General features: G+C 64.7%; 22 protein-coding genes. 14 read left to right on the top strand and 8 right to left on the bottom strand.

What is annotated here, in order from left to right; all coding sequences use genetic code 11:
* Position 1: 1 nt before the first annotated feature.
* On the top strand, positions 2-1,309 hold the full coding sequence (locus tag AB4Z51_RS11030; RefSeq protein ID WP_441268332.1) for a cytochrome P450 family protein: 1,308 nt from the start codon (positions 2-4) through the stop codon (positions 1,307-1,309).
* Here the strand turns inward: AB4Z51_RS11030 and AB4Z51_RS11025 are convergent.
* The 3 genes from AB4Z51_RS11025 to AB4Z51_RS11015 all read right to left on the bottom strand — a co-directional run bounded on the left by AB4Z51_RS11025 (position 1,210) and on the right by AB4Z51_RS11015 (position 4,341).
* Positions 1,210-2,460, bottom strand: coding sequence for a DUF763 domain-containing protein (locus AB4Z51_RS11025; protein WP_441268331.1), 1,251 nt, complete (start codon positions 2,458-2,460; stop codon positions 1,210-1,212). The two genes, AB4Z51_RS11030 and AB4Z51_RS11025, sit on opposite strands and share 100 nt — an antisense overlap.
* Positions 2,461-2,552: 92 nt before the next feature.
* A complete protein-coding gene (locus AB4Z51_RS11020) occupies positions 2,553-3,353 on the bottom strand; it encodes an ABC transporter substrate-binding protein (protein WP_441268330.1) in 801 nt (266 codons plus the stop codon).
* A gap of 10 nt (positions 3,354-3,363) precedes the next feature.
* Positions 3,364-4,341, bottom strand: a complete 978-nt coding sequence (locus AB4Z51_RS11015; protein WP_441497403.1) for a tripartite tricarboxylate transporter substrate binding protein — start codon at positions 4,339-4,341, stop codon at positions 3,364-3,366.
* Positions 4,342-4,451: 110 nt separating this feature from the next.
* On the opposite strand from AB4Z51_RS11015, the gene AB4Z51_RS11010 reads away from it, so the two are divergent.
* The 6 genes from AB4Z51_RS11010 to AB4Z51_RS10985 are packed head-to-tail and all read left to right on the top strand — an operon-like array spanning position 4,452 to position 9,337.
* Positions 4,452-5,162 carry a TetR/AcrR family transcriptional regulator gene (locus AB4Z51_RS11010; protein WP_166094647.1) on the top strand — a complete coding sequence of 237 codons (711 nt, stop codon included), beginning with the start codon at positions 4,452-4,454 and terminating at the stop codon, positions 5,160-5,162.
* A gap of 30 nt (positions 5,163-5,192) precedes the next feature.
* Positions 5,193-6,077 carry an amidohydrolase family protein gene (locus AB4Z51_RS11005; protein ID WP_441268328.1) on the top strand — a complete coding sequence of 295 codons (885 nt, stop codon included), beginning with the start codon at positions 5,193-5,195 and terminating at the stop codon, positions 6,075-6,077.
* Positions 6,078-6,129: 52 nt separating this feature from the next.
* Positions 6,130-6,843 carry a PIG-L deacetylase family protein gene (locus AB4Z51_RS11000; protein WP_439034608.1) on the top strand — a complete coding sequence of 238 codons (714 nt, stop codon included), beginning with the start codon at positions 6,130-6,132 and terminating at the stop codon, positions 6,841-6,843.
* The gene (locus AB4Z51_RS10995) at positions 6,840-7,523 is read left to right on the top strand and encodes a 4-carboxy-4-hydroxy-2-oxoadipate aldolase/oxaloacetate decarboxylase (protein WP_441268327.1); all 684 of its coding nucleotides are present in this window, start codon (positions 6,840-6,842) and stop codon (positions 7,521-7,523) included. Before AB4Z51_RS11000 ends, AB4Z51_RS10995 begins: the two co-directional genes overlap by 4 nt.
* Positions 7,524-7,550: 27 nt before the next feature.
* Entirely contained in the window at positions 7,551-8,420 is an 870-nt protein-coding gene (locus tag AB4Z51_RS10990) for a hypothetical protein (protein WP_441497402.1), read from the top strand.
* On the top strand, positions 8,420-9,337 hold the full coding sequence (locus AB4Z51_RS10985; protein ID WP_439034611.1) for a DUF1932 domain-containing protein: 918 nt from the start codon (positions 8,420-8,422) through the stop codon (positions 9,335-9,337). The genes AB4Z51_RS10990 and AB4Z51_RS10985 overlap by 1 nt, the downstream gene beginning before the upstream one ends.
* 19 nt (positions 9,338-9,356) lie before the next feature.
* On the opposite strand, the gene AB4Z51_RS10980 is transcribed toward AB4Z51_RS10985, so the two are convergent.
* The 3 genes from AB4Z51_RS10980 to AB4Z51_RS10970 form a co-directional block, all read right to left on the bottom strand.
* Positions 9,357-9,668, bottom strand: coding sequence for a hypothetical protein (locus AB4Z51_RS10980; protein WP_247307230.1), 312 nt, complete (start codon positions 9,666-9,668; stop codon positions 9,357-9,359).
* 153 nt (positions 9,669-9,821) lie between these two features.
* The gene (locus AB4Z51_RS10975) at positions 9,822-11,027 is read right to left on the bottom strand and encodes an amidohydrolase family protein (RefSeq protein ID WP_441497401.1); all 1,206 of its coding nucleotides are present in this window, start codon (positions 11,025-11,027) and stop codon (positions 9,822-9,824) included.
* Between the two features lie 73 nt (positions 11,028-11,100).
* Positions 11,101-12,339 (bottom strand): amidohydrolase family protein, encoded by a 1,239-nt coding sequence (locus AB4Z51_RS10970; protein WP_439034613.1) that lies wholly within the window; start codon positions 12,337-12,339, stop codon positions 11,101-11,103.
* Between the two features lie 148 nt (positions 12,340-12,487).
* On the opposite strand from AB4Z51_RS10970, the gene AB4Z51_RS10965 reads away from it, so the two are divergent.
* Entirely contained in the window at positions 12,488-12,904 is a 417-nt protein-coding gene (locus AB4Z51_RS10965) for a nuclear transport factor 2 family protein (protein WP_439034614.1), read from the top strand.
* Here the strand turns inward: AB4Z51_RS10965 and AB4Z51_RS10960 are convergent.
* Positions 12,901-13,659, bottom strand: coding sequence for a GntR family transcriptional regulator (locus AB4Z51_RS10960; RefSeq protein WP_354237887.1), 759 nt, complete (start codon positions 13,657-13,659; stop codon positions 12,901-12,903). The genes AB4Z51_RS10965 and AB4Z51_RS10960 overlap by 4 nt on opposite strands.
* A gap of 198 nt (positions 13,660-13,857) precedes the next feature.
* Here AB4Z51_RS10960 and AB4Z51_RS10955 point away from each other — a divergent pair, with 198 nt between their 5' ends.
* The 5 genes from AB4Z51_RS10955 to AB4Z51_RS10935 all read left to right on the top strand — a co-directional run bounded on the left by AB4Z51_RS10955 (position 13,858) and on the right by AB4Z51_RS10935 (position 19,071).
* Positions 13,858-14,715, top strand: a complete 858-nt coding sequence (locus AB4Z51_RS10955) for an ABC transporter ATP-binding protein (RefSeq protein ID WP_039157079.1) — start codon at positions 13,858-13,860, stop codon at positions 14,713-14,715.
* Complete coding sequence (locus tag AB4Z51_RS10950) at positions 14,715-15,491, top strand: ABC transporter permease (RefSeq protein ID WP_441497400.1); 777 nt, start codon at positions 14,715-14,717, stop codon at positions 15,489-15,491. Before AB4Z51_RS10955 ends, AB4Z51_RS10950 begins: the two co-directional genes overlap by 1 nt.
* 40 nt (positions 15,492-15,531) lie before the next feature.
* Positions 15,532-16,557, top strand: a complete 1,026-nt coding sequence (locus AB4Z51_RS10945; protein ID WP_441497399.1) for an ABC transporter substrate-binding protein — start codon at positions 15,532-15,534, stop codon at positions 16,555-16,557.
* A 16-nt stretch (positions 16,558-16,573) separates the two neighbouring features.
* Positions 16,574-18,013: an amidohydrolase family protein gene (locus AB4Z51_RS10940; RefSeq protein WP_441497398.1), complete on the top strand. Its 1,440-nt coding sequence runs from the start codon at positions 16,574-16,576 to the stop codon at positions 18,011-18,013.
* 149 nt (positions 18,014-18,162) lie between these two features.
* Positions 18,163-19,071, top strand: a complete 909-nt coding sequence (locus AB4Z51_RS10935; RefSeq protein WP_439034618.1) for an amino acid ABC transporter substrate-binding protein — start codon at positions 18,163-18,165, stop codon at positions 19,069-19,071.
* Between the two features lie 10 nt (positions 19,072-19,081).
* Here the strand turns inward: AB4Z51_RS10935 and AB4Z51_RS10930 are convergent, their stop codons facing one another.
* Positions 19,082-20,308: an MFS transporter gene (locus tag AB4Z51_RS10930; protein WP_439034619.1), complete on the bottom strand. Its 1,227-nt coding sequence runs from the start codon at positions 20,306-20,308 to the stop codon at positions 19,082-19,084.
* 91 nt (positions 20,309-20,399) lie between these two features.
* Between AB4Z51_RS10930 and AB4Z51_RS10925 the strand changes: the two genes are divergently transcribed.
* Positions 20,400-20,873: a MarR family winged helix-turn-helix transcriptional regulator gene (locus AB4Z51_RS10925; protein ID WP_028146632.1), complete on the top strand. Its 474-nt coding sequence runs from the start codon at positions 20,400-20,402 to the stop codon at positions 20,871-20,873.
* The last annotated feature ends 1 nt before the right edge of the window (position 20,874 follow it).

Below are 20,874 nucleotides of genomic sequence, written 5' to 3'. Positions count from 1 at the left end.
CATGACACCGCGCCTCGATTTCACCAGCGAGGCCTTTTTCCGCGATCCGCCCAAGGCGATCGCGGCGCTGCGCGCGTCCGGCCCCGTGATCGCGACGCGATTTCCTCTGGTCGGCGATGTCTGGGTCACCACGACCCATGACGCCACGGCGCAGGTCCTGAAGGACGGCACCACCTTCACGCTGCGCAAGGGGGACGGCAAAGTCGCTGGCCTGCGCTGGTGGATGCCAAAACTGGTCACCACCATCGCCAACAACATGCTGACGATGGACGAGCCTGATCACACGAGGCTGCGCGGCATCGTGGACGAGGCTTTTCGCCGCCGCGCGATCGTGGCGATGGAGCCACGCATTCGCGCCATCGCCGACGGCCTGGCGAACGACCTGTTTGCCGATGGCGGCCCCGCCGACCTCGTCCAGCGTTACGCCCGCATCCTGCCGGTGTCGGTGATCTGCGAATTGCTGGGCCTGCCTGCGGCCGATCGTCCGCGATTCATCGCCTGGGCCAACAAGATGTCGTCGCTGACGAATGTCGTCAGCTTCTTCCGCCTGCTGCTCGCGTTTCGCAAGATGCGCGCCTATCTCGAACGGCAGTTGCAGGTCGCGCGCGTGCAGGGCGGCGAGGGCCTGATTGCCGAGCTGGTTCAGGTCGAGCGTGAGGGCGGCCAGATCACGCCGGACGAAATGGTGTCGATGGTGTTCCTGCTGCTTGCGGCAGGATCGGAGACCACGACGCATCTGATCAGCGGCTCGGTCTACGAGCTCCTCAGAAATCCGGGCTTGCGCGATTGGCTGGAGCAAGACCGGAGCCGCGTCGGGCTCGCTGTCGAGGAGTTTTTGCGCTTCGTGTCACCGGTGCAGTTTTCCAAGCCGCGCTATGTGCGGCGGGATATCGAGCTTGCGGGCGTGCCGCTGAAAAAGGGCGATCGCGTCATGGTCATGCTCGCCGCGGCGAACATGGATCCGGCGGTGCATGACCAGCCCGAGCGGCCCGACCTCGCGCGCAAGCCGAACCGCCACATCTCGTTCGGAACGGGAATTCACTTCTGTCTCGGCCATCAGCTCGCACGGATCGAGGCGGCCTGTGCGCTGGAGGCGCTGTTTGCGCGATGGCCGAAGCTCGGTCTCGCCGTCGATCCCGCGCAGATTCACTGGCGCAAGCGGCCGGGCATGCGTGCCATCGCGGAGTTGCCGGTCGTCGCGGTGGACAGTCAGCCCGTCGATTTCCGTGACGCCACGACATCGCGCTCCCAGCCGAACACGGATCGGCCGTCGAGATCGGGCGAGGCTTCACGCTCTCCGGCGATGTAGGCCTCGACCGACGGACCGCTGGCAGTCCGCTCCAGCCGCCGCGCCTGGTCGTCGAGCCGCCTGATCGCCTGCATCTCCTCTTCGCGTCCGAGCTTGGCGTTCTGGATCGCGCCCTTCAGCACGCGGATGGTCTCGTCATAGACCTTGATCGGGACGGGGTAGGGATGCCGGTCCTTGCCGCCATGGGCGAGCGAGAAGCGCGCGGGATCGTTGAAGCGATAAGGCGCGCCATGCACGACCTCGGCGACCATCGCCAGCGAGCGCACGGTGCGCGCGCCGACGCCGGGCGTCAGCAGCAATTCCGGAAAATCGACCGGGCCGCGTTCGGCCGCGGCGGCCAGCGTGCCGTGCAGGCGGCGTGCGAACACGTCCTTGGGCCTGACATCATGATGCGCGGGCATGATCAGATGCGGCAGCATCGCCTGCGCCGGCTCGGGCGCAGTGCCGGTGAGCCGCTCGAATTCAGTGAGGATGCGATCGGGGCCGAGGCCGCTCAACAGTTCGAGCTGCGCGGCGCGCGAGACATCGGCGCGGTGATCGGTGAGATTGACGATCTCGCCCTGCTGCGGGCCGTCGATCGCGCTGTGCGGCGTGTCGACAAAACTCTTCAGCGCCTCGGAATGCCAGTGATAGCGGCGGGCCTGGCGCTTGTCGCCATTCATGCCCTGCTGCACCACGGTCCACTTGCCGTCGGCGGTGACGAAGAAGCCGTGGAGATAGAGATCAAAACCATCCTGCACAGCCGCGCTGTCGACTTTTGCCACCAGGCGGCTGGCGCGCGTGAGTTTTGCGCCGTCGAAGCCGACGCGATCGCCCAGCTGCAACAGCTCGTCAGGCGTCTTGCGCGAATGCTGGCCGCGGCCGCCGCAGACATAGATGCCGAGCTCATCCTGGAGCGGTCCGAGCCCGCGCTTCAGGGCGCCGATCACGGAGGTGGTTATGCCGGAGGAGTGCCAGTCCATTCCCATCACGGCGCCGAACGACTGGAACCAGAACGGATGCGAGAGCCGCTGGAGGAAGGCGTCGCGGCCGTAGTGAAGTACGATCGCCTGCGTGACGATCGCGCCCAGCGACGACATGCGGGTGGCGAGCCAGGGTGGAACCCGGCCGGTGTGAAGGGGAAGATCGGCGCTGCCGGTTCGGCGAGTCATGATCGACGCAAATTAGCGCAATCCGGGGACGGTTGCATTGAGGGAATACTGTATTGGGCAGGGCGGGAGGACACCTCACCCCAGTCCGCGAGCTACTCGCGCGTCGCCTTGGACGCGCCGCGCAGGCCAGCCTGCTGCTGGATCGTGTCCAGCGCGCCGGACGACTGCTCGTCCGTCACGAAGCGGTTGAGCAGGGGAAGGGCGTCCTCGCGCCCCTTGGGGATCGCGATGGCCATATGCTCGGCGCCCCAATTGCCGTCGAGGATTTTCGCGCCCGGCATCTGGTCGGACATCTCGAACAGCGTCGGTTTGTTGGTGGCGTAGAGGTCGATCTCGCCGCGGCCGAACATCGCGATGGCGACCTTGACGCTTTCGGCGGGAACGATGGTCGCGCTCCTGAACTTCGCCGGCAATGTCCGTTCCGAGGTCGAGCCCTTGGTGACGCCGATCTTCACACCCGGTCTGTCGATGTCCTCGATCCTGCCGATCGGCGAGTTCGCCGGGACGAGATAGCCGAGCTCGATTGCCAGCACGGGCTGGCTGAAGCTGACCTCGTTGGCGCGGGCCGGCGTGGCGTTGGTCACGGTGAAGTCGACCTGGCCGTCACGGATCGCGGTGACGATGTCGGCGACGCGCTGAAACCTGACATAGTCGACGGCAACGCCGAGCCGTTTGGCCAGCTCGCCGCCGAGATCGTAGGCGAGGCCATGCGGCTTGCCGGCTGCATCCGTCACCATCGAGGTCGGGCTGCCCGGATAGATGCCGACACGCAACGTGCCGCTCGGCGCCAGCAGCCTGGCTTCGCCATCGGCGCGCGCGGGCGCGCCGAGCAGGCCGGTCATTGCAAATGCGAGCAGGGCGGTGCGCGCAAATCGCCGGGAAGAGGTCCTCATGTGGCGAGCCTCACTGCGCGCGGATGTCGGCGGCCTTCAGCACCGGCTCCCATTTGGTCGCCTCGGCGTGCATGTAGGCGTCAAAGTCCTTGGCGGAGGAGCCGACCGGCGCCGCGCCGATCTTGCCCAGCGTCGACAGCACGTTCGCGTCCTGCAGCGCCGCCTTCAGATCGGTCTCGAGCTTCGCCACGATCTCCGGCGGCATCTTGGCAGGTCCAAGAACGCCCCACCAGACCGAGACGTCGTAGCCGGGGACGCCTGATTCCGCGATAGTCGGCACATTCGGCAGCGCCTTGGAGCGTTCGGCCGAGGTCACCGCGAGCGTGCGCACCGGGCCGCCTTCGAGCTGGYCGATCGCTTCCGCCAGCGGATTGATGCTGAGCGGAATCTCGCCAGCGATCACGGCGGTCAGCGCCGGTGCACCGCCTTTGTAGGGGATCGCGACGATCTTGCTGCCGGACATGTATTTGAGCAGCTCGCCGGCGAGATGCGCGGAGGTGCCGTTGCCGGACATGCCGTAGGAGAGCTTGTCGGGTTCCTTCTTTGCGGCGGCGAGGAGATCGCCGAGCGTCTTGTAAGGGCTGTCCTTGGCGACGACGATCGCAAGCGGCGAGGAGGCGACCTCGGTGATCGCGGTGAAGTCCCTGAACGTGTCGTAGGGCACGCTCGGATAGATGAACTGGTTGAGCGGATGGCCGCTCGCGACCAGGATCAGCGTGTAGCCGTCGGGGGCGGCCTGCGTCAGCGCCTGCGAGGCGACGATGCCGCCGGCGCCGGGGCGGTTGTCGATCACCGGCTGCTGGCCCCAGGTCTTCGCCAGCGCCTGGCCGAGCGTACGCGCAAGCACGTCGACGGCGCCGCCCGCCGCATAGGGCACAAGGATATGGACCGGCTTGCTCGRGTAATTGTCGGCGGCCTGCGCGGTGCCGCCCAGCAGCAGGCCGGCACCCAGCATCAAACCGCCGATTGTCTTGTTCAAACCCAGCATTTTCCAGCACTCCTTGCGGGCTTTCGCATCCTGCCTCGGTGTTCCCGTCCGGACGCCGCCCATGGTTCTTGTTGACGAGACCTGATCTTTTGTACGATAGTACAAATCACATGGTACGCAAGCCCACCAGCAAGGAAACGGCCCGCAAGCCGAACATGCGCGAGGCGATCCTCGCCGCGGCCGAGGAGCTGTTCGCCACCAACGGCTTCAATGCCGTCTCGGTGCGCGACATCGCGCAGGCCGCCGGCGCCAATCCCGGCAGCGTCACCTATCATTTCAAGACCAAGGACGGCCTGCTGCTGGAGATCTACCAGCGCCATTGCGGGCCGATGAATTTGCGCCGTTCCGAGCTGCTCGCCGCAGCCAAGCGCGTGCGCGACCTCCAGGACCGGCTGGAGGCGATCGTGCGCGCCTATGTGGTGCCGGCCTTCACCTCGGGCAGCGATCTCGCCGGGGGCGGGGCGCGCTTCACGCGGCTGCGCGCCGTGATGTCCGCCGAAGGCAACGAGGTCGTGCGAAAAATCATCGCGCAGACCTTTGACGACACCAGCCATGCCTTCATCGACGCAGTCCACGAGAGCCTGCCGCATATTCCGCGCACCGACATCGTCTGGCGCAGCCACTTCCTGCTCGGCGCACTCTATTACTCGCTGGTGACGCCGGATCGCGTCTCGCGCCTGTCGCGCGGCGAGGCCGACGGCAGCGATGCCGCCAGCGCCATCGAGCAGTTGGTGCAGGCCACCGTCGCCGCCTTCCAGGCGCCGGCGCTCGATCAGGCCGCGCCGGTACGGCGGCGGCCGGTCGTCAGCAGCAAGACTTGAAAGAAGCGATCTCGCTCGGCGGTTCACCTGATGACAACGATTTACACGCCGACCATTCCGCCGCCAGATCCGAACACGCGCACGCCGAAGTTCAAGCTGCCAAAGCTGTCCTGTGACGCGCATTGCCACATCTTCGGGCCCGGCGCGAAATACCCTTACGCGCCTGACCGTTCCTACACGCCGCCGGATGCGCCGCTCGAGGACTTTCGTGCGCTGCATGCCAAGCTCGGCGTCGAGCGGGCCGTCATCGTCAATGCCAGCGTGCACGGCACCGACAACACGGTCGCGCTCGATGCGATCGCGCAGAGCAATGGCGCCTATCGCGCGGTCGCCAATATCGACGACACCATCACCGAGCGTGGCCTCCAGGTGCTGCACGAGGGCGGCTTCCGCGGCTGCCGCTTCAATTTCGTGCGCCATCTCGGCGGCGTCCCAGACAAGGGCGTATTCAACCGCGTCATCGCGATGGTCGCGCCGCTCGGCTGGCACATCGATCTGCATTTCGATGCGATCGATCTGCCCGAATATGCCGACATGCTGGCCAAGCTGCCGCTGAGCTACACCATCGACCATATGGGACGGGTGAAGGCGTCCGAGGGGCTCGACCAGCTTCCGTTCAAGATCCTGATCGAGATGATGCAGCGCGACGAGAAATGCTGGGTGAAGATCTGCGGCTCGGAGCGGGTGTCCTCGGCCGGACCGCCGTTCACGGACGCGGTGCCGTTCGCGCGCAAGATCGTCGAGACCGCGCCCGACCGTGTCATCTGGGGCACCGACTGGCCGCATCCCAACGTCAAGGTGATGCCGAATGACGGCGACCTCGTCGACCTGATCCCGCTGTTCGCGCCGGAGCTGGAATTCCAGCAGAAGATCCTGGTCGACAATCCCGCGCGTCTGTTTGGGTTCGACACATGACGGTGCTCGCGATCGATACGTTGCTTATCAAGGAAAGAGGGGAGTTCGTCCCATGAAAACAGGTCTCGTGATCACCGCCCATCCCGGCGATTTCGTCTGGCGCGCCGGCGGCGCCATCGCGCTGCATGCGAAGAAGGGTTATCGCATGAAGATCGTCTGCATGTCCTTTGGCGAGCGCGGCGAGAGCCAGTTCGCCTGGAAGGAAAAAGGCGCGACGCTGGAATCGGTCAAGGCCGGCCGCAAGGACGAGGCGGAGCGGGCGGCGAATCTACTCGGCGCCGAGATCGAGTTCTTCGACTGCGGCGACTATCCGCTGAAGCTCACCGAGGCGCATTTCGACCGCATGGTCGACATCTACCGCGAGCTCAATCCGAGCTTCGTGCTGACGCACGCGCTGGAAGACCCCTACAATTTCGACCATCCCAACGCGGCGCATTTCGCGCAGGAGACTCGTGTCGTGGCGCAGGCGATGGGCCACAAGCCCGGCGCGCAGTACAAATACTCGGCGCCCCCGGTGTTCCTGTTCGAGCCGCACCAGCCTGAGCAGTGCAACTACAAGCCGGACCTGCTCCTCAAGATCGACGAGGTCTGGAAGGAGAAGTACGAGGCGTTCCAGATCCTCGCCGCGCAAAAACATCTCTGGGGCTATTACGAGCGCGTTGCGCTCAACCGCGGCATCCAGGGCAGCCGCAACGCCGGCGTGCCCATGACCTATGGCGAGGCCTATCAGCGCCTGTTCCCGACGGTCGCGGAGGAGCTGGCATGAAGCCCGTCGTCGTTCGCAACATTGAGCGCGCCGATCCCGCAGGGATGGCAGAGTACGGCGTTTCGACCGTGCACGAGGCGTACGGCCGCATCGGGCTGATGAAGCCTTACTTGCGGCCCGTCTGGGCAGGGGCGTCGATTGCTGGCCCCGCCGTCACCGTGCTGGCACAACCCGGCGACAACTGGATGATCCATGTCGCCGTCGAGCAGTGCAGGAAGGGTGACATCCTCGTCGTCGGCTGCACCACTGATAACACCGACGGCATGTTCGGCGAGCTGCTCGCGACGTCGCTGCAGGCGCGCGGCGTGCAGGGGCTGATCATCGACGCCGGCTGCCGCGACGTCAAAGCGCTGCACGAGATGAATTTTCCGGTGTGGTCGCGCGCCGTCTCGGCCAAGGGCACGGTCAAGGCGACGCTCGGCTCGGTCAACATTCCAGTGGTCTGTGCCGGGGTCAACGTCGATCCCGGCGACATCATCGTGGCCGATGACGACGGGGTCGTGGTGGTGCCCAAGCGCTATGCCGCTGAAGTCGCCGAAAAGGCGAAGAAGCGCAACGCGGACGAGGGCGGCAAGCGCAAGCGGCTGACCTCGGGTGAGCTCGGCCTCGACATGTACAACATGCGCGAGGCGCTGGCGAAAGCCGGGCTCGTCTATGTCGACAATCCCGAGGACGTCTAAGCGGGACCAGAGAAGCGGAGCGGGCGGATGGATCGTCTCAAGTTGAAGGCCGTGCTCGGCAGTCACCCTCACGTGCAGGCGGTGAAGAGCGGCGAGCTCCGCTCCGACCTGTTCGACCTCGATTTCATCGCGTACACGCCGACCAACACGGCGTTCAAGCCGATGGTGCGCGAGCAGGCTTTCGACGTCTGCGAGATGGCGATCGTCACCTATCTGATGGCGAAGGCGCATGGCAAGCCGCTGGTGCTACTGCCTGCCAYCATGCTCGGCCGCTTTCAGCATTCCTACGCGCTCTACAACCCTGCAAGGGGAGCGCTCGGCCCCTCCGATCTCGAAGGCAAGCGCGTCGGCATCCGCTCGTTCACGACCACGACCGGCGCATGGATCAGGGGCATTCTCGCCAACGATTACGGCGTCAATCTCGACAAGATCCGCTGGGTAACCTTCGAGGATCCGCACGTTGCCGAATATATCGACACCACCGAGCGTGCGCCGAACGACAAGAAGATCCTGCAGATACTGATCGATGGCGAGCTCGACGCCGTCCTCGGCGAGACCTCTGATCATCCCACGTTGAAGCCGCTATTCTCCGATCCTGCCGCAGAGGCTGCCAAATGGTACACCCGTCGTGGTGTCGTCCCGGTCAATCATCTCGTGGTCGTGACCGAGCGGCTTGCAAGATCGCGCCCCGATGTGGTTGCGGGCGTCTATGATCTCCTGAAGCGGAACAAGGCGCAGGTGGGACCCGCGGCGACGCCCGACCTCGTTCCGTTCGGGATCGAGGCGAACAGAAAACCGTTGGAGCTGATCGTCGACTACGCATTCCAGCAGGCGCTGATCCCGCGCCGCTATGCGGTCGAGGAGCTGTTCGACGAGACGACACGAGGATTGAATTGATGGCAGGTGATCCCAGGCGCTGGCAGATCGGGCTCGTCGGCTACGGCGAGGTCGGCAGGATCCTGGCTGAGGATTTGCGGCAGCAGGATATCAAGGTGGCCGCTTACGACATCAAGCTCGGAGGCGAGCACGGCGCTCCGTTGAAGGAGCATGCGACGAAGTTCGGCGTGACGCTGGCGGTGTCTCACGCCGAGCTGACCGCGAAATCCGATTTCATCATCTCCGCGGTCACGGCGAGCCAGGCCGTGCCCGTTGCAAAAGCCTGCGCTGGCGCAATCAACCAGGGCACCTGGTTCCTCGATTTCAACTCGGCCTCGCCGGGTGCCAAGCAGCGCGCCGCCGCTCTGATCGACGGCGCTGACGGACGCTATGTCGAGGGGGCCGTGATGACCTCGGTGCCGCCTTATCGCATCAAGGTGCCGCTGCTGCTCGGCGGCCCCGGCGCGAGGGAGCTCGAGCCGCTGCTGAATGCAATCGGGTTCGAGGCCAAGGTTGCGAGCGACAAGCTCGGCGTGTCGTCGGCCGTGAAGATGTGCCGCAGCATCATGATCAAGGGCCTTGAGGCCATGGTCATCGAGAGCTTCACCACCGCGCGCGCCTATGGCGTCGAGGATGCGGTGCTGGCCTCGCTCGCGGAGACGTTTCCGGCGATCGACTGGGAGAAGCAGGGCGCCTATTGCTTCCAGCGCGTGATCGAGCACGGCCGTCGCCGTGCCGAGGAGGTGCGTGAAGTCGCGGAGACCGTGCGCGAGGCGGGGCTGACACCGTGGTCGGCGCAGGGCACCGCCGAGCGGCAGGCGTGGGTCGCCGATCTCGCTGATGACGGCCTGTTCGGCATCAAGGGGACGAAGGAATTTGCCCGCAGCGCCGATTGGCGCACCGAGGCGGATCGCATTCTGGCGAAGATCAAGCGCTGAGATCCAGCGCGCATTCAGCTCAAGACTCTGCTGCCGCCGCGTAGTCCGAGAGTTCGTCGCGCGCGAGCTCGATCAGGCTGATCAGGCTCGTGGCTTCGCGGACGACTTCCGTGGTGCGCTCGGTGCGGAACTCGGTGAGAATCGTGCGAATGCATTTGTCGGCCGTATCGAGCGTCAACAGGGCGCGGGCCATGTCGTCCTGCGTGCGGATTGCCGATATGTCGATGCCCGACAGGACTTCGCCGATGCCGGTCAGTCGCTTGATGGCCATCTCGGCGGGCGTGTTGGCCCGAATGGAATGGTAATCGATGCTGCTGAATGCGCTGAACATTCCATACTTCCCCAAGAGAACGCAGATGTCAGTGCGGGTCTTAGTATGATCTCCTTGGCCCGTCGTGCAATGCGCGTATTTACGGTCAGGGATTCTACCGGATTGGGGAGTGAGGAAAGCTAGCGGTATAATCGAACGGAAAAGATCCGATCATTAGCCGCGCTTCCCGACAATCTTACCGTCGCATGCAACGAGCTTGCCTTCCTTGTACACGGAGCGCCCTTGCGGCACTCCGACAACGGCTTCAGGAATATGCTCGGCATTCAGTGTCACGAAATCGGCCTTGGCGCCGACGCGCAGGCCATAGCCTTCGAGCCGCAGCGCCTTTGCGCCGGATACGGTGACGACATCGAACGCGACGCGCAGTTCTTCGTCGATATTGAAGCCCGAGCGATAGCCGAGCGTCGTGGCCCGGCGCAGCATGTCGCCGTCGCCATAGGGCCACCAGGAATCGCGGATGTTGTCGTTGCCGCTGAACACGGTGACGCCGGCATTGCGCAGGGCCAGGATCGGCGGGAAGGGCCGGGCGCCCGGCGCATTGGTCATGATCGCGACGCCCGAGCGGGCGAGGGTGTCGGCGATCTTCTTGAGCTGATCCATGGGGATGTCGCCGAGCCCGTAAGCATGGCTGACGGCAACGCGTCCCTCCATACCGAGCGCGCGGGTGCGCGCTGCGATCTGCTCGATTTCGAACGCGCCCAGCGTGCCCATGTCATGCAGATGGATGTCGACGTCGACGCCGTGCTTGCCGGCCACGCCGAACACGACGTCGAGATGCTTCTCGATATCGCGATCGAAGCTCGCGGGATCGAGCCCGCCGACGAGGTCGGCGCCGAGCCCGATGGCCTCGTCCAGCAATTGCGGCCTGCCCGGGCTCATCAGGATGCCGCTCTGGGGGAAGGCGACGAGCTGGATGTCGATCAGGCCCTTGTATTCCTCGCGCACGCGCAAAATCGTCTCGAGCGATTTCAGGCCGACCGAGCCGTCGACCATGACGTGGCTGCGCATCTGCGTGGTGCCGTGGCCGATGCAGAGGTCGAGCTGGTTGCGTGCGCGCACATCCATYGGCGCTGATACGGCCATGTTCTGGGCCTGGAAGGCAACGCGCTCATGCACGTCGAACCCGTTGGTGCATGGCTTGTGCGGGCGCCAGGCGTCGCCATAGAAGCTGGTGTCGAGATGGATGTGGCCTTCGACGAAGCCGGGAACGACGAGGACGTTGCCGAGGTCGATGGTCTCGTTTGCGGCGGGAGGCTCATCGACGGACGTGATCGCGGCGATGCGGCCGTCCGCGACGGCGATGTGATGCCGGGCTCCGCCGTCGAAGCGCGCGTTCAGGAAGATCGTGTCGAAGGCCATCCGGTTGCTCCGTTGGTCGATTGTGATGATCATCGCGCAAGCTGCGGGTAGGGCGCAAGGCGCGGAAAGTCGGTCAGCCCGGCCCGAACAAAGTGGGCCGCTGCCGCTCAAACGTCTGCCGGCCAGCCTTGAAGCCCATCACGATGTCCGGCAACTCGGCGATGGCGAAGCGGCTGTCCTGGGTATCGAGCACGACGAGGTCGGCGGGGTTGCCGACCTTGATGCCGTAATCACTGAGGTTCATCAGCCGCGCCGGCAGTTCGGTCACGAGATCGAGGCAGGTATCGAAGTCGCTGACCGAGGCGTGCGCGACGTTGGCGTAGAAATTTGCCATCCGCAGCAGCGAGGCGTCGCCGAACGGCGTGAACGGGTTGAGCACGTTGTTGGTGGCGACCGAGCACAGCACGCCGTCGCCGGCGAGCTTGTGCGCAAGCGTCAGCCCGCGCGGCACGTTGTGGGTGGCTTCGCGGCCCATCAGATAGAGATCGGTTGCGGGCAGGACGGTGACGGCAACGCCTGATGTCGCCAGTTGCGCGGTGGCCGCCTTCATCCGCTCCGGCGGCAGCGCCGAGAGTTTTGTGGCATGACCGATCGCCACGCGTCCCCCGTAGTTGCGCCGCTCGGTCTGCCGGCAGACTTCGTCGAGGTGCCACCAGGAGGGATCGAGATCGAAATCGAGATGGAGGTCGACGTCGACGTCGAATTCCTGCGCGAGATTAAAGATGCGCTCGAGGTGCGCGTTCGGGTCGGTGTCCATGTAGGGACAGCCGCCGATCGCTTCGCCGCCGTCGCGCAGCGCCTGCACCAGCAGCTCTTCGCTGCCGGGGTCGTTGGTCAGGCCTTCCTGCGGGAAGACACAGAGCGACAGGTCGATGGCCCAAGCATAGTCGCGCTTCAGCGCCTTGACCGCCTCGAAGCCGCGCAAGGCGATGCGGGGGTCGATCTCGACATGGGTCCGCATGCGCGTCGTGCCATGCACGATGGCGCGTTCGAGCACTTTTGCGCCGCGCGCGTAGACGTCCTCGACCGTAAAGTCCTTCTTCATCCCGGCCACGGCGCGGATCGCGTCCGAGACGCTGCCGTGATTGTGCCCGCAGCGGCCGAGCAGRCAGGCCTTGTCGAGATGGATGTGGGTGTCGACGAACCCAGGCAGGGCGAGGCGCCCGCCGACATCGACCTCGACGGCCTCGCAGGCAAGCTGCGGCTCGATCGCGGCGATGCGTCCGCCCTTCACGCCGATATCGACGGGTGCGGCGGATGATCGCAACAGCGTGTTGCGGAAGATCAGGTCGAAGGCGGGTTGGGCGGTCATGGCGTCGGATTCAGCTGTGGTAGCCTAGCGGAAGCTTTGGAAGCTGGCAGCTCCAGATTGTGTGCAGTTATGCCACCAAATTGTTCAAAAAATGTGCATGCACTTTGGGGCGTGAACTGTAGAATGCCGGCACCTCGGAGAGCCCGCCATGTCCGCCCCCGCAAAAGCCGAACGCCCGATGACCGACGCCGAGATCGTGGAGGCCTATCTCACCGCCTCGATGATACCCGATCCCGATGCGGCTGCGGCCTATATGAAGCCGGGCACGGTGATCACGTTTACCGGCGGGCGCGAGTTCGATCATCCGCGCGGCCCGACCGGCTTCAACGCAAAACGCTATAGCTGGGTCAAGAAGAAGATGGACCGGTTCGACGTCTGTCCGGGCGCGGACGAGACCGTGGTCTACAGCGTTGGCACGCTCTATGGCGAGTGGATGGACGGCACGCCGTTCGAGGGCAATCGCTATGTCGATCGCTTCGTCGTGCGGGGCGGGCAGATCGTGAAGATGGACGTCTGGAACGACAGCGCCGAGCGGATCCTGGTCCAGCGCGGGATTGAGGCCTAACCCCTGCGGGCCACTTTCGGCAGCTTGACGACGCGGTCGCTCGTCACTTCATCCGCATAAGGCGCGAGAATATCGAGCAGGTCGCGGCCACGTTGCGGGGTGGGGGCCACCAATGCACGATTGGCCACGGAATCCAGATGATGATGCATCAATTGCATCACCTTGGCTTCGTCGCCCTTGGCGAGCGATGCGATGATGGCGCGGTGCTCGTTGATCGCGCATTCGGTGGAATGCGGTCGGCTGTAGAGCGACAGCGTCAGGCAGCAGCGATAGGCGACCTCGCTGACATAGCGCACCAGGATCGGGCTGTTGGTCATGTGCGCGAGCAGGATGTGGAATTCGGTGGCGAGCCGGATCGAAACCGCGTCCGTGCCACCGCGCGCGCGGTCCTCGGCATCGACATGGGCATTCAGCTCGGCGATCTGGCTCTTGCTCAGCTTGCCCGCGAGCTGGCGGACCACAAGGCCCTCGAGCTGGATGCGGATGTCGAAGGCATCGCGCGCCTCCTGCCAGCTCGGCGTTGCCACCACCGCGATCCGGTTGCGGCGGAGCTCGACGAGACCTTCGGCAGCAAGCTGCCCCAGCGCGTGGCGCGCAATGGTGCGGCTGACGCCGAAACGTTCGCCGAGCGCATCCTCGGGCAGCTTTGCACCGGGTTCCAGCGCCTGCTCGATGATCGCGCGCCTGAGCGCGCGGCAGATCACGCTGACCTTGTCCGATGATTCAGAGGTCTTGCTGGTGGTGCGCGCCGCCATTGGCGAATCCTTGCGGGGAGAGTCGAAACCTCTCTTTAGCACAGGCTTAGTCCAATCCAGCGCTCCAATTGCATGCAGTTTTGCGGCCGTATTGCCTAAATCGAATCCGGCCATCCGGCGGGGAGTTTGGCCAAATCATTGATTTTGCGAGGACGACCGACTGGCACCTAGCTTGCATACACTTTGGCTGTGATGCGCATGCAACCCAACGCTCAATTTGACGGCCAGCCCGTTCCCGAAGGCTCCGGCCCTGTCGCCATCGAGCTGTCCGAGGCCTCCGTGACCTTCGGGCGCGGCGACCGCGCCGTGCCGGCTCTGTCGAAGACGACGTTGCGGATCGCCGACGGTGAGTTTGTCGCACTGGTCGGCCCATCCGGATGCGGCAAATCGACCATTTTGCGCCTCGTCTCTGGCCTGGTGCAGCCGACCAGCGGCGTCGTCATTGTCGGCGGCCGCGAGGTCGCGGCGCGGGCGCTGCGGGTCGGCATGGCCTTTCAGAACCCGACCATGCTGCCGTGGATGACGATCGAGCGGAACATCATGTTGCCGCTGAAGATCGTCGAGCCGTTCCGCTCGAACTTCCGCAAGCTGCGCAAGACCGAGTTTCGCGACAAGGCCAACGCCCTGCTGGAGCAGGTCGGGCTTAGGGGATTCGGCAGTCGTTATCCCTGGCAACTCTCCGGCGGCATGCTCCAGCGCGCCAATCTCTGCCGCGCGCTGATCCACGAGCCGCGCATGTTGCTGCTGGATGAGCCGTTCGGCGCGCTCGACCAGTTCACCCGCGAGGAGCTGTGGGCGATCCTCCAGAACCTCTGGATGACGCACAAGCCGACGGTGCTGCTGGTGACGCATGATTTGCGYGAGGCCGGCTTCCTCGCCAGCCGCATCTGCGTGATGAGCGCGCGTCCCGGCCGCATCCTCGACGACAGCCGAGTTGAATTCGCGCGGCCGCGCACCGTCGCAATGACCTTCGAGCCGGATTTCGTCGCGCTGAACCAGAAGCTGCGCGCCTTCATCGAGGATGCGCGCAGTGCGGCCCAACAGGGGACAGGCTGATGTTCGGGATCGATGTCAGGCAGAAGGCGTGGTCTGCGGGGCTGATCGTGCTGTTCTTCGTCGCCTGGGAGCTGTTCTGCCTGATGACGGGCATGTCGGACCTGGTGCTGCCGCGGCCGTCGCAGGTTTTTGTCACGCTGTTCCAGCGCTTCCCGGTGCTGTGGCCGCACATCGTGCAGACGCTCGCGACCACCATGTTCGGCTTCGTCCTCGGCGTTGCGCTGGGTATAGCCCTCGGCGCCATCATCGGCGTCTCCAGGACGGCCTATGACACCTGCTATCCACTGCTGATCGGCTTCTCCTCGATCCCCAAGGTCGCGGTGGTGCCGATCTTCGTGCTGTGGTTCGGCTCCGGCACGGTGCCGGCGGTGCTGACCGCGCTGTCGATCTGTTTCTTCCCGATTGTCGTCAATATCGCCACGGGCCTTGCGACCACCGAGCCCGAGCTCGAAGACGTATTGAAGGCGCTCGGCGCCAGCAAGTTCGACATCCTCTGGAATGTCGGTCTGCCCAGGACCATGCCGTTTTTCTTCGCCTCGCTGAAGGTCGCGATCTCCTACGCTTTCGTCGGCGCCGTGCTGTCGGAGACGGTCGCCTCCAACCGCGGCATCGGCAACGTCATGATGACCGCGTCCTCGAATTTCAACGTGCCGCTGGTGTTCGCCGGCCTGTTCGTGCTCGCCGGACTTGGCGTCGCGCTCTACGCGGTGTTCTCGTTGATCGAAGGGCGCGTCACCGGCTGGGCCACGCGCAAGAACGACGTGATCGCCACCTGAATTCTTGAACCGTCATGCAACGAAGCTTGAGGAGGTCTTGATGTTGAGAAAAGTAACAGTCGCGCTGCTGGGATTGGCTCTGTCCGCGGGCGCTGCCACGGCCGAGGAAACCACGATCAAGTTCACGCTGGGCTGGAAGACGCAAGGCAGCGATGCCGCATTCTTCTACGCCAAGGACAACGGCTACTTCAAAGAGGAAGGCCTCAACGTCGTCATCGACCAGGGCGAAGGCTCCGGCGCGACCGTCACGCGCGTGATGTCGGGGGCCTATGACGCCGGCTTCGGCGACGTCAACRCCATCATTCAGAACGCCTCGACCAAGCCGCAGGAGGCGCCCGTCATGGTCTACATGATGTGGAACCAGCCGCCGTTCGCGATCGTCGCCAAGAAAACCAGCGGCATCAACACCATCAAGGATTTTGAAGGCCACACGCTGGGCGGCGCGCAGGGTACGCCGACGACGCGGCTGTTGCCGGTGTTCACCCGCAAGAACGGGCTCGACGGCGAGAAGATTAAGATCTCCAATATGGCCCCGAACCTCCAGGAGCCGATGCTGATCAAGGGCGACATCGACGCCGCGCTCGTGTTCAACATCACCAGCTACTTCAACCTCGTGCTCAACCGCCAGGACCCCGACAAGGATTTCAAATGGTTCTCGTTCGGTGAGTACGGCCTCGACCTCTACTCCAACGGCGTGATGGTCTCGAAAAAGCTGATCGCGTCGAACCCGAAGGCGGTGGCCGGGCTCGTGCGCGCCATCAACAAGGGCGCAATCGCGGTGGCCAAGGACCAGAACGCCGGCATGAAGGCGGCGCTGAACTACGACAATCTGATCGACGTCGCCGTCGAGAAGCGCCGGCTGCAATATTCCTTCGACAAGCTGATCGTCTCGCCCGAGATGAAGGAGATCGGCATCGGCGACATCAAGGATGACCGCATGACGCGCGCCATCGGCATCGTGGTCGAGGGCTATCAACTCGCCCGCGCGCCGACGCCCGCAGAGGTGTTCTCGCGCGAATTCCTGCCGCCGCGTGCGGAGCGGGAGCTGGTGTATACTGCCAACTAAATTTGGAGAGACGGTCATGGCCACGGAGATTGCGGCAACCAGCCTGTTCCGTGGCCCTGATCTCGGTGTGACCGACAATGTCGTGCTGCGGCACGATAACGGTATCATCACCGACATTCTTGAAGGAGCGGGGCCTGCTGGCGGGCCTCGCTCCTTCGTCATTCCTGCCTTCGTCAACGCCCATGACCATGCGCGCGCGACCGCGTCGTCCTTCGGGGCGATCGGCATGCCCCTCGAAAGCTGGATCCTGCGCACCGCGCTCGGCACGCCCATCGATCCCTATCTGACCGCGGCCTCCGCACTGGCACGTTCCGCCAGGGTTGGTTGCGCTGCGATGATGGTGCACTACACCCGCCCAAGCGGGACGATGCCGTTGCTCGATGAAGCCAAGGCGATTGCGAGGGCGGCATCCGATGTCGGCATCCGCGTGGCATTTGCCCTCGCGGTGCGGGACCGGAATCCGATCGTTTATGGCGATGCCGAGCCGATTCTCTCCGGCCTCCCCAGTGATGACCGCAAGACCATCGAAGACCTCTTCGTTCGCGCGCCGATGTCTCCGAAGGCCTATATCGAGCTGACCGATGCGATTGCCGCCGCCATCTCCGGCCCGATGGTCGACGTGCAGCTTGGACCCGCCGGCGTGCAATGGTGTTCGAAGCCGCTGCTGGAGGCGGTGGCGGAGAACTCGGCGCAGACGGGCCGCCGCATCCACATGCATCTGCTGGAGACCACGTACCAGCGCGCCTGGGCCGATCTGAATTTTCCGGACATGGTGCGCTGGCTGCGCGATATCGGCTTCCTCTCGGAGCGGCTGACGCTGGCGCACTGCATCCACGCCCGTCCCGATGAGCTGGAGATGATCGCAGCCTCCGGCGCGCGCATCGTCACCAATTTCAGCTCGAACATGCATCTGCGCTCGGGACTCGCCCCGATCGCCGCCGCACACACATGTGGCTGCGCCATCGCGGTCGGCGTTGACGGGTTGGCGCTGGACGAGGACGACGACATCCTGCGCGAGATGCGGCTGGTGCAGATGGCCCACGGCGGCMTCGGCTTCAAGGCGACCTGGATGCCGGCCGAGCTGTTCGCGCTTGCTGTCCGCAATGGGCGCCGTGCCACCGGCGCGCCTAGGAGCGGCGAGCTCGTCGCAGGCAATCCCGCCGATTTCGTCGTGATCGACCTCGACCGGCTGGACCGAGATCAGATCATGCCCGTTGACCCCATGGCGCTTCTGTTCGCGCGGGGCAATGCGTCGCTGGTGAAGGAGGTCGTCGTCGCCGGCAAGACGATCGCGAAGGACAGGGCCTGCATGGGCGTTGACCTACCGGCCATCGAGCAGGAATTGCGGGCGATGTACCGCGTCAATGTCGGCAAGCTCTCGAATTTCCAGCGGATGTGGCCGCCGCTGTCGGAGCGGGTTTCCGGCTGGTTCGAGCAGCAGCTCACCTGCGAATAGGGCGGGGCGTCACGCCCCCCTTAGGTCCGGCCGATATAAAACCGCGATAGCTGATAGGCGGAACCTCGTCTGGCGGTTGGTCCGGCTCTGGGCTATCACACGCGCGGCTGCGCGCCGGCGCAGCCCTTGATCCCCTTGAGGAGCCCCCGATGCGTCTTCCCACCGTTATGCTGGCCCTGACATGTCTTGCGGGCGCAGCTTCAGCCGAGGACCTGTCGGGCACGCTCCAGAAGGTCAAGGAGACCAAGAAGATCACGCTCGGCTATCAGGAAGCGTCCGTTCCCTTCAGCTATCTCGACGGCAACCAGAAGCCGATCGGTTTCGCGATGGATATCTGCCTCAAGATCGTGGATGCCGTGAAGAAGCAGCTCGGCATGCCCGACATCGCCGTCGACACCCTCGCCGTGACGTCGTCGAACCGGATTCCGCTGATGGTCAACGGCACCCTCGATCTGCACTGCTCGGCGACGACAAACAACGCCGACCGCCAGAAGCAGGTCGCCTTCACCAACACGCATTTCCTCAGCGCGACGCGGTTTGCGGCCAAGAAGGCCGCGAAGATCAACACGATCGACGATCTCAAGGGCAAGGCCGTCACGGCGGTGGCAGGCTCGGTCAATCTGAATCAGCTTGCCAAGGTCAACACCGAGCGAAATCTCGGCATCAGGATAATGCCGGCCGTGGATCAAGCCGAAGCGTTCCTGCTGCTGGAAACCGACCGCGCTCAGGCTTACGCGCTCGACGACGTCCAGCTTGCGGTCGCGATTGCGCGCTCGAAGGAGCCGGCGCTGTTCATGATCAGCGAAGAGACGTTTTCGAAGGCCGAGCCCTTCGGGATCATGCTGCGGCGGGAAGACGCGCCGTTCAAGGCGCTCGCCGACCGCGCCACCGCCGAGCTCTACGCGAGCCCGGAGATCGAGGTGCTCTACAAGCGCTGGCTGGAATCGCCGACGCCGCCGAACGGCCTCAACTACAATGTCCCGATGTCGGCGGCCCTGCGCAACGCCTTCAAGAAGCCGAGCTCGAGCTTCGATCCCGACGTCTACGTGGTGAACTGAGGCGAGGGCGCTAGCGCGTCCGCGGTGCATCCAGCAGCTGGCCAGCCAGCGCCGCGCCGATCGCCGCGATGGCGGCCATAGCAAGCGCCCACGGAACGAACAGCCGATGACCGATCAGCGCGCCGCTCAGGAGCGGCGCGCTGATATTCGCACCCGACATCAGCGACTGGTTCAGGCCCATAATCATGCCCTGACGATTGATCGCGGTCGAGCGCGACAGCTCGGCCGTCAGCGTGCTGCGCGCGAACATGGTGCCGACGATGATCAGTGTCAGGTTGATCGCGAGCAGGCCGACATTGTCGCGGGCCGCAAGTCCGGCAAATCCGAGACCCATGCAAGCGAACGCGGCCATCACGATGCTGCGGTCTGACGCGATGATGCTCACACGCGTGATGAGCAGACCCTGAACCACCATGTTGATGAAGCCGGCATAGGCGAACATCCAGCCGAGCTCGCGCGCACCGAAGGGATGTCCGTCCCAGGAGAACCGCGCCGACAGGAACAGGCCGATCTGCGACAGGAACATCGAGTTGACGAAGAAGAACACGATGAGCAGGCCGAGCAGCCGCCAGGCATAGCGCATGCCGAGCAGGCTGCGGGTCAGCGTCGGCTCGGGCACGCGATGCTGGTAGAGCGGCTCGGACGCCGGGTGATCAGGCGGGAGCAGGGCGATCGTCGCAACGATGCTGATCAGCGAGAGCGCGGCCGCGGCCCACACCGGCGCGGTCTGGCCGTAGTGCACGAGGAAGCTCGAGAGAGCAGGGCCGAGCAGCAGCCCGGTCCCGATCGCACCGCTGGTCATGCCGAGTGCCTGCTTGCGTGTTGCCGGCGCGCTGTGCTCGGCGGCATAGGCGTGAGCGACCGAGATGTTGCCTGATGTCAGGCCGTCGATGATGCGCGCCAGGAACACCAGCGTCAGGTTGCCCGCCAATGCGAGCAGGATGAAGCCGATGAAAGTCCCGATCTGGCTGACGACCAGAACCTTCCGCCGGCCGTAGTGATCTGAGAGCATGCCGACCACGGGGCCGGCAACGAGCTGACAGACGGCATAAGCCGAGATCAGCGCGCCGAGCAGGAACGGCGTCGCGCCGAGCCGCTGCGAATAGAACGGCAGCAACGGCAGGATGATTCCCATGCCCGTGGCGTCCACAGCGACGACCACGAAAGTCGGRACCAGCGTCAGCGTGCTCTCGCCCGCTATTGTCTCCCTTGCCTCGGTCGCGGAACCCGGTCCCATCCAGCGTTGTCCTCGTTCGCATTTGCGTGATCGATTGCGATACGTCGGATTATATAGTTGCAAGCTAATAGTTCGCGTCCTATCAAATTGCATGGCTCCCTCGCAGGCGCATATCCACGGCGAGATCGGCCGGCTCATCGCACGTCTGGCCCGCATCTGGCGCCGTGAGTCGGATCAGGCGCTGTCCGATCACGGCCTGTCCTATGCGACCGCGATTCCGCTGCTGGTGCTGTCGCGGCAGGGCGAGAACGTGCGACAGGGCGTGCTCGCCGACGAGCTCGGCATCGAGGGGCCGTCGCTGGTCCGGTTGATCGATCTGCTCGAGGCCGAAGGGCTGGTTGAACGTCGCGAGGATCCGAGCGACCGCCGTGCCAAAACGTTACATCTGACCAAAGCGGGCGAGGCGAAGGTCGAAGAGACCAACCGGGTGCTGCGCCGGGTACGGGCGAGCCTGCTCAAGGATATCGGCGCGGACGAACTTGCGATAACCTTCGAAACTCTTCAGCGCATCGAGCAGCGGGCCAGTCGCCTGCAGGACACCAAGACCGGTCCAGAGACGAAATAGC

Origin of the sequence: Bradyrhizobium sp. 2TAF36, from assembly GCF_052114925.1 — a bacterium.
GTDB lineage: Bacteria > Pseudomonadota > Alphaproteobacteria > Rhizobiales > Xanthobacteraceae > Bradyrhizobium > Bradyrhizobium barranii.
The sequence above is the reverse complement of the archived record's forward strand: the minus strand, read 5'-3'. Positions and strand labels throughout refer to the sequence as shown.

What these genes read in the sequence shown, in the direction of transcription:
- AB4Z51_RS10980 (WP_247307230.1), bottom strand. Translation starts at nt 9,668, where the DNA reads ATGTTCAGCGCATTCAGCAGCATCGATTACCATTCCATTCGGGCCAAC.
- AB4Z51_RS10995 (WP_441268327.1), top strand. Translation starts at nt 6,840, where the DNA reads ATGAAGCCCGTCGTCGTTCGCAACATTGAGCGCGCCGATCCCGCAGGG.
- AB4Z51_RS10985 (WP_439034611.1), top strand. Translation starts at nt 8,420, where the DNA reads ATGGCAGGTGATCCCAGGCGCTGGCAGATCGGGCTCGTCGGCTACGGC.
- AB4Z51_RS11000 (WP_439034608.1), top strand. Translation starts at nt 6,130, where the DNA reads ATGAAAACAGGTCTCGTGATCACCGCCCATCCCGGCGATTTCGTCTGG.
- AB4Z51_RS10935 (WP_439034618.1), top strand. Translation starts at nt 18,163, where the DNA reads ATGCGTCTTCCCACCGTTATGCTGGCCCTGACATGTCTTGCGGGCGCA.
- AB4Z51_RS11030 (WP_441268332.1), top strand. Translation starts at nt 2, where the DNA reads ATGACACCGCGCCTCGATTTCACCAGCGAGGCCTTTTTCCGCGATCCG.
- AB4Z51_RS11025 (WP_441268331.1), bottom strand. Translation starts at nt 2,460, where the DNA reads ATGACTCGCCGAACCGGCAGCGCCGATCTTCCCCTTCACACCGGCCGG.
- AB4Z51_RS11010 (WP_166094647.1), top strand. Translation starts at nt 4,452, where the DNA reads ATGGTACGCAAGCCCACCAGCAAGGAAACGGCCCGCAAGCCGAACATG.
- AB4Z51_RS11020 (WP_441268330.1), bottom strand. Translation starts at nt 3,353, where the DNA reads ATGAGGACCTCTTCCCGGCGATTTGCGCGCACCGCCCTGCTCGCATTT.
- AB4Z51_RS10965 (WP_439034614.1), top strand. Translation starts at nt 12,488, where the DNA reads ATGTCCGCCCCCGCAAAAGCCGAACGCCCGATGACCGACGCCGAGATC.
- AB4Z51_RS11005 (WP_441268328.1), top strand. Translation starts at nt 5,193, where the DNA reads ATGACAACGATTTACACGCCGACCATTCCGCCGCCAGATCCGAACACG.
- AB4Z51_RS10925 (WP_028146632.1), top strand. Translation starts at nt 20,400, where the DNA reads ATGGCTCCCTCGCAGGCGCATATCCACGGCGAGATCGGCCGGCTCATC.
- AB4Z51_RS10950 (WP_441497400.1), top strand. Translation starts at nt 14,715, where the DNA reads ATGTTCGGGATCGATGTCAGGCAGAAGGCGTGGTCTGCGGGGCTGATC.
- AB4Z51_RS10960 (WP_354237887.1), bottom strand. Translation starts at nt 13,659, where the DNA reads ATGGCGGCGCGCACCACCAGCAAGACCTCTGAATCATCGGACAAGGTC.